The organism is Roseomonas acroporae (assembly GCF_023223525.1).
Taxonomy (GTDB): Bacteria; Pseudomonadota; Alphaproteobacteria; order Acetobacterales; family Acetobacteraceae; genus Roseomonas_E; species Roseomonas_E acroporae.
Window position 1 is genome coordinate 24,041 of sequence record NZ_JALPRX010000003.1, and the last position, 6,023, is coordinate 30,063.

General features: G+C 77.6%; 2 protein-coding genes. Both read right to left on the bottom strand.

Annotated features, from left to right (window positions below; all coding sequences use genetic code 11):
- Positions 1 to 21: 21 nt before the first annotated feature.
- A complete protein-coding gene (locus M0638_RS00955; protein ID WP_248665077.1) occupies positions 22 to 1,242 on the bottom strand; it encodes a glycosyltransferase in 1,221 nt (406 codons plus the stop codon).
- Positions 1,243 to 1,657: 415 nt separating this feature from the next.
- Positions 1,658 to 5,755 (bottom strand): glycosyltransferase, encoded by a 4,098-nt coding sequence (locus M0638_RS00960; RefSeq protein ID WP_248665078.1) that lies wholly within the window; start codon positions 5,753 to 5,755, stop codon positions 1,658 to 1,660.
- Between the last annotated feature and the right edge of the window lie 268 nt (positions 5,756 to 6,023).

The window sequence follows — 6,023 nt, forward strand, 5'->3', positions numbered from 1 at the left end:
GCTGCTTTGCGGCGTGAATACCTACACCATCCTGCCGTTGCGCTCCAAGAGACTTCGCAGCGCCTCGTAGAAGCGCCCCGTTGCTGGCGCCGGCAGGAATTCATCCGCGTAGGCGCGCGCCTCGCGACCGAACCGCGCCTGGTCGCAGGGGCGGCCGTCGATGCGGTAGACCGGCTCCGGCCCGCCGCGCAGGTCGGTCAGCAGGTCGAGCAGGCGCGCCGCGATCCGCTCCACGTCGCCCACCGGGAAGAGGGTCCCGAAGCGGCCGACGGCCTCGGGCAGGCTGCCCGCCGCCGAGGCGACCACGGCGCAGCCGCTGCTCAGCGCCTCGATCGCCGGCACGCCGAAGCCCTCGTGGTGGGAGGGCAGCACCACGGCGTGCGCCGCCGCGTAGGCGTCGCGCAGGGAGTCGTCGTCCAGCTCGCCCACGATGCGCACCACCTCGCCGAGGCCGTGCCTGCGGATCGCGGCGTGCACGGCGGCGGCGTAGGCGGGGTCGGAGTAGCGCTGCGCGCCGGCCAGGGTCAGCCGGAACGGGATGGCGGTGCGCCCGCGCAGCAGGGCGATCGCCTCGACCAGCTCCAGCAGCCCCTTCTGTGCCACGAAGCGGCCGACGTTGAGCAGCTCCACCGGGCCGTCCGCCGCCTTGGCGGCGACGGCGCCGCCGGTGACGGCGACCGAGGGCGGCACCACGATGGCGCGCGCCGGATCGACCCCGTACTCGGCCACCGCCTGGTCGCGCGTGAAGGCGCTGTTGCAGGCGACGAGCTCGGCGAAGCGCAGGTTCCAGCATTGCCGCTCCGACTGCTCCAGCAGCCGGCGGCGCGCCGGGTCCGGGAAGAGGCGGGAGGGGGTGACGTTGTGGAAGCTGACGACGCGCGGGATGCCGAAATCGGCCAGCACCAGGTCGAACAGGTCGTAGTGGATGCCGTACTCGAACACCACGAGGTCCGAGGTGCGGAAGAATTCCGAGCGCAGCACGTCGCCCGGGTTCCGGACGATCTCGATGTCCTGGTCCGAGACGTTGCTCGCGTAGCAGAAGACGCGGCCGCGCCCGTTCGGGAAGTGGCGCCGCAGGCGACGGGTCCGGTCGCGCAGCGTGTTGGAGATGGCGTCGCGGTCCAGGTAGATGCTGTTGACGAAGCTGATCCGCGGCCAGCACGTCGCCTCCAGGTCCCGGCTGCCCGTCGCGCACGGGATCTGGCCGGCCAGCGACGAGGCGGAAGGCCGCAGGAGGTTCATCGGCGGCTGGTGCCCTTCCGGGCCGGCCGTGCCGGGCCGGAGGCGCGCCGGCGGCCGGTTCGACGCATTTTCCGAGGCGCCGGGCGTGTCACCCGGCCTGGGAATGCTGCATCGGTCAACGTCGAATCCTCGGCAGGGGCGTGCGCTCCGGTTCCGGTCCGTGTCCGGCCGCGGCGCGCGGGCCTGGCCGCGCCGGCGGCGGGTGACCGGTCATCTGTGCAGCGACATTCCTCCCCAGTCAATGAAAAGGACATCTATTCCGGAGGCGATGGAGCTGGTGGACGGGCGTTCGGGAGGCGGTCGAATCGCCTGCCCGGCGGTGGCGACCGGCGCCGCGGGACCGGCGTCGGCGCGGCGTGCCGGGACCGCTCTCGGCGGCCGGGCGGCGCCGGGTCCATCCGGCATCGCGACCGGCTCACGCGGTCCCGGCGTCGGCCCCGGCATCGGCATCGGCCCCGGCGTCGGCGCTCGCGATCCCTGCGATCTCGATGCCGGTGAGCAGGGCGGCGAAGCCGGGCTCGCAGGCGAGGCGGATCTCCAGGCCGGTCATCGCCACGTCGGCGGCGAAGCGCAGGCGCGGCCCGGCGCCGTCGCGGTCCGGCCCGTCCAGGTCGACGTCGCGGCGGGCGAGGCAGGTCGCGCCGGAGCCGGTCGTCACCTCCAGGCCGGCACGGCCCCGGCGCGCGGCGTCCGGGTCCAGGCGCAGCAGCACCTCGTAGCGGCCGGCGGGCAGGGAGAGATAGGGGCCCCAGAGCCCGAGGCCCGCCGCGCCGGCGAAGGCGATGCCGCCCGGCCGCCGGCTGCCGACGTCGCTGTGCAGGTTCGGGTCGTCGAGTGCCACCCGCAGCAGGCGGCGGGCGGGCGGCGTCGCCGGCCCGCGCGCGATCCCGACCAGCATGTCGCCCAGCCGGGCCGCCAGGACCGGCCAGCCATGCGCGCGCCGCCAGGCCAGGGCCTGCCCGCGCAGCCCGGCGCGTGCCGCGGCGTCGCCCAGCAGCCCGTCGAGCGTGGCGGCCACGGCGGCCGGCGTGGCGGCCGGGAAGCGGGCCACGGCCGCGCCCAGCTCGGCGAAGATCGGCAGGTCGGAGACGGCCAGCGGCGGCCCGGCGGCGAGCGCCACGCGCACCGCGCCGCTCGCCGATTCGCCGGTCGGCGCGTAGGGCATGGCGATCAGGTCGCAGCCGGCCAGCAGCGACAGCGCCTCCCGGTCCGGCAGGAAGCCGGTGTGCCACTCGATCGCGTCGGCGAGGCCGAGGTCCAGGGCCAGGTCGCGGCAGCGCGCGATCTCGGCCACCGATTCCGCGCTGGGATAGGCGGCGTTGACCAGCCGCAGCCGCGCGTCCGGCCGGCGCCGCCGCAGGATCGCCAGCGCCTCGATCAGCGTGCCGAGGCCCTTGTGCGGCAGGAAGAAGCCGTAGCTACCGAGCAGCGGACCGGCGCCTGCCGGCGCGCGCCCCGGCCGGGCACCGGTCGCGGCCGGCGCCGGGGCCCGCCCGGGGAGCCCGGGTGCCGGCGCCTCCCCGGAAGCCTCCGGCGCCGGCGCGCCGTGCGGGAACAGGGTCACGTTGTCCACCAGCCCGAGCCGGCGCAGCCGCTCGACATCCGCCAGGCCGTGCACCAGCACGCGGTCCGCGCCGGCCAGGGCGGCGAGCACCTCGCCCTGCCAGTCCGCCTCCCAGCCCTCCATGGCGGCGGTGGCGTGCAGGGTCACCACCAGGCGGCGGCCGCGCAGCCGCGCGTCGCGCAGCAGCGTCACCAGCTCGCCCCAGTGCAGGAGGCCTTCCTGGTGCTGCAACACCACCAGCTCGGGATCGAGCCTCGCCACCGAGGCGGCGATCCGCGCCGCCGCGTCGGGCCCGCCCAGCGTCCAGGCGGCGGCGTGCGGCACCATGCCCTGCCCGCCATCGGGCGGGGTGCGGCTGTCGCACAGCACGGTGGGGCGCAGCGCGTCGGGCAGGTGGCCGATCAGGTGGCGCGAGTACTCGGCGATGCCGCAGCGCACGCCCCAGCTGCTGATCCAGGCGAGGCGGCCCGGTGCCGGCGGCGGGTCCAGCAGCAGCGCCGCCGCGGCCCCGGCGACGCGCTCCGCCCAGGCCGCCGGGTCGATACGCGCGGCGATGGCGCGCCTGGCCTCGGCGGCGCGGTGCCAGGCCCGCCGGCCGCCGGCCCGGTGGTCGTCGTAGGCCTCGCGCAGCGCCGCGACGAGGTCGTCCTCGTCCGGCTCCGCCCACAGCGCGCCCGGCGCCGCGACGTGGCTGGCGGCGGGGGCGAAGCGCCAGGCGAGCAGGCGCGCGGAGTCCGCGTCCAGGAAGTCGCGGTGCCCGCCATGGCCGGTGACGATCAGCGGCACGCCGGCCGCCATCGCCTCGGCCGCCACCATGTTGAAGCCCTCGCCGCGCGTGGGCAGCACCATCGCGTCGGCGGCGCGGTAGAGCGGCAGCAGGGCGTCGCCGGGCAGGTCCGCCTCGATCAGCGCCACCGGCGCGAGGTCGGGCGTGCCCGCGCGCAGCGCCGCCAGCGCGGCGGCCACCTCGTTGTGCGGGTTGGGGAAGCCCTTGATGACCAGCCGCACCGGCTCGCCGCCGCGGAAGGCGCGGGCCCAGGCGCGCAGCAGCACGTCCACGCCCTTGCGCGGGAAGCAGGAGGAGACGTGCAGCACCGTGAAGGGCGCCGGGGCCTTCCCGCCCTCCGGCCTTCCGTCCCCTGGCTCTCCGTCCGCCGATCGCTTCTCCGCCGGCCATCCTCCCTCTGGCCATCCCCCTTCTGGCCATCCCCCTTCTGGCCATCCCCCCTCCGGCCTTTCCCCCCCTGGCCTTTCCCCCCCTGGCAGTTCCCGCTCCGGCCGCTCCCCCTCCGCGCCCCCTGCCTCCGGCCGCCGCCCCTCCGGCCAGCGGGCCCGCTCCGCGCCGAGGCGCGCATGGGCGTCGAGGTCGGGCGCGAGGCCGGTGACGCGCACCGGCACGCGCACGCCGGAATCGATCAGCGCCTTGGCGACGCCCGCGGAGAGGGCCAGCACGCCGGCGAAGCCCTCGTTGAGCCGCCGTACCAGCGCCGGCGGCAGCAGGCTCTCCTCCCAGGCGAACTGCGCCAGGGCGAGGCCGCAGGGCACGGTCGGCACCCAGGGCGGGAAATGCTGGCTGACGAGGATCTCGGGCGTGCCGACGGCCTCGCCGCGCCGGCTCCGCGCAAACATCGCCTCCAGCGCCGGCCGCTCCGCCGCCGGCACCGCGCCCAGCTCGTCGAGCGGCGCCTCGAACACCGGCAGCACCCGCACCTTCCCGGGCGAGCGCCGCTCCAGCGCCAGCGCCAGCGCCCGGTTCACGGCGGCCAGGCTGTAGCTGCCGGCCAGGTGCCCGGCGACCACGAAGCCCGCCGCCCGCGCCACGGCCGCGCGCGCCGCCGGCGGGGGCGGTGGCACCACCCCGGCACGGCCGAGCGCGTTCAGCAGCACCGGCAGCTGGGCCTCGGGCGCGAAGCGCGCGACGTGGCGCCGCTGCGCCTCGCCGAGCGCGGCCCGGCGCGCCGGTTCCCGCGCGAGGTCGATCAGCGCCGCCGCCAGGGTGCCCAGGGTCGGCGGCCCGGCCGGCAGCAGCGCGTCGCCGATCGCGCAGGGCACGGCGCCGTCGGCGCGCGCGACCACCGCCGCCCCGGCCAGCACGGCCTGCTGGAGCGACTCCGGCCAGCCCTGGTGCTCGTGCAGCGAGACGCAGAGATCGGCCGCGTCGAACCATGCCTGGGCCGTCGCGGCATCGGTCGTGCCGGTGATCAGCACCGCCGCCTCGATCCCGTGGGCGCGGATCCGGTCCTGCGTCGCCTTGGCCGCACGTGCCGACATGGTGCGGCCGAGCAGCACCAGGCGGCAGGGCCGGTCCTGGAGCAGCCGCAGCCGCGCGAAGGCGTCCACGATCAGCGGCGTCCGGCTCGCCTCCACGATGTCGCCGGGCGCGAGCAGGGTGAAGGGGGCGGCCGCCTCGCGCAGGCGCCGCGGCGCGGCGCGTTCCGGCAGCGGGGCGAGCACCTGGACGCCGGCGAAGCTCAGCGCGCGCAGGTCGAGCGCCGCGACGTCGCCGAGGCCGAGGGCCGCGACGACACGGCCCCGCCAGGGGGAGAGCGCGTCCCCGCGGGGCCCGGCCACGCGGCCAGTGCCGGGCTGCGGCGCCGCCGGCACGTCCAGCCGGTGGTGCAGCAGCAGGACCGGCGCGCCGTCGGCGCCCGGCACGGCGTCCGGCCCGGCATCCGGAGAGGGGGCATCCGGAGAGGGGGCCGGCGGGGAGGGGACGGGTGGGGAGGGGACGGGCGGGGAGGGGGCGGCGTGGTGGACGATCAGGGCGTGGTCGCCGTGGCGGGGCAGCTCCCCGGCGGGCCGCACGCCCAGCGCGGCGGCATCGCCCGGCTCGACCGCGTACAGCGCGCCGGACAGGCCCTGTCCGTGGAGCAGGCGCCGCAGCCGCCGCATCGCCGCGGTGACGGCGTCGCTCCCGCCGGCGCGGCCGAGGTGGAGCTGATGCACCACGCGACGCGCCGCCGGCCCGGCCGGGTCGCGCTCCGGCGGCCGCGCGGCCCGGGATGACGCGGGGGATGGCGCGAGGGGTGACGCGGGGGGCGCCTCCTGGTGCCGACCCTGCGGCTGCGATGCGATCGACATTCTGGCGATTCTACCGGGCGCATGGTTATCATCGCGCCCTGCACCCGTAAAACGCGGCAAGGGGAGAGACGTCTCCCCGAGGCCGGGCTGGCCGGCGCCGGGTCGCCGGCCGGTTCCCGCGGGGCGGGGGCGCCCC

Coding starts and splice junctions, on each gene's coding strand:
- M0638_RS00955 (WP_248665077.1), bottom strand. CDS start 1,242: ATGAACCTCCTGCGGCCTTCCGCCTCGTCGCTGGCCGGCCAGATCCCG.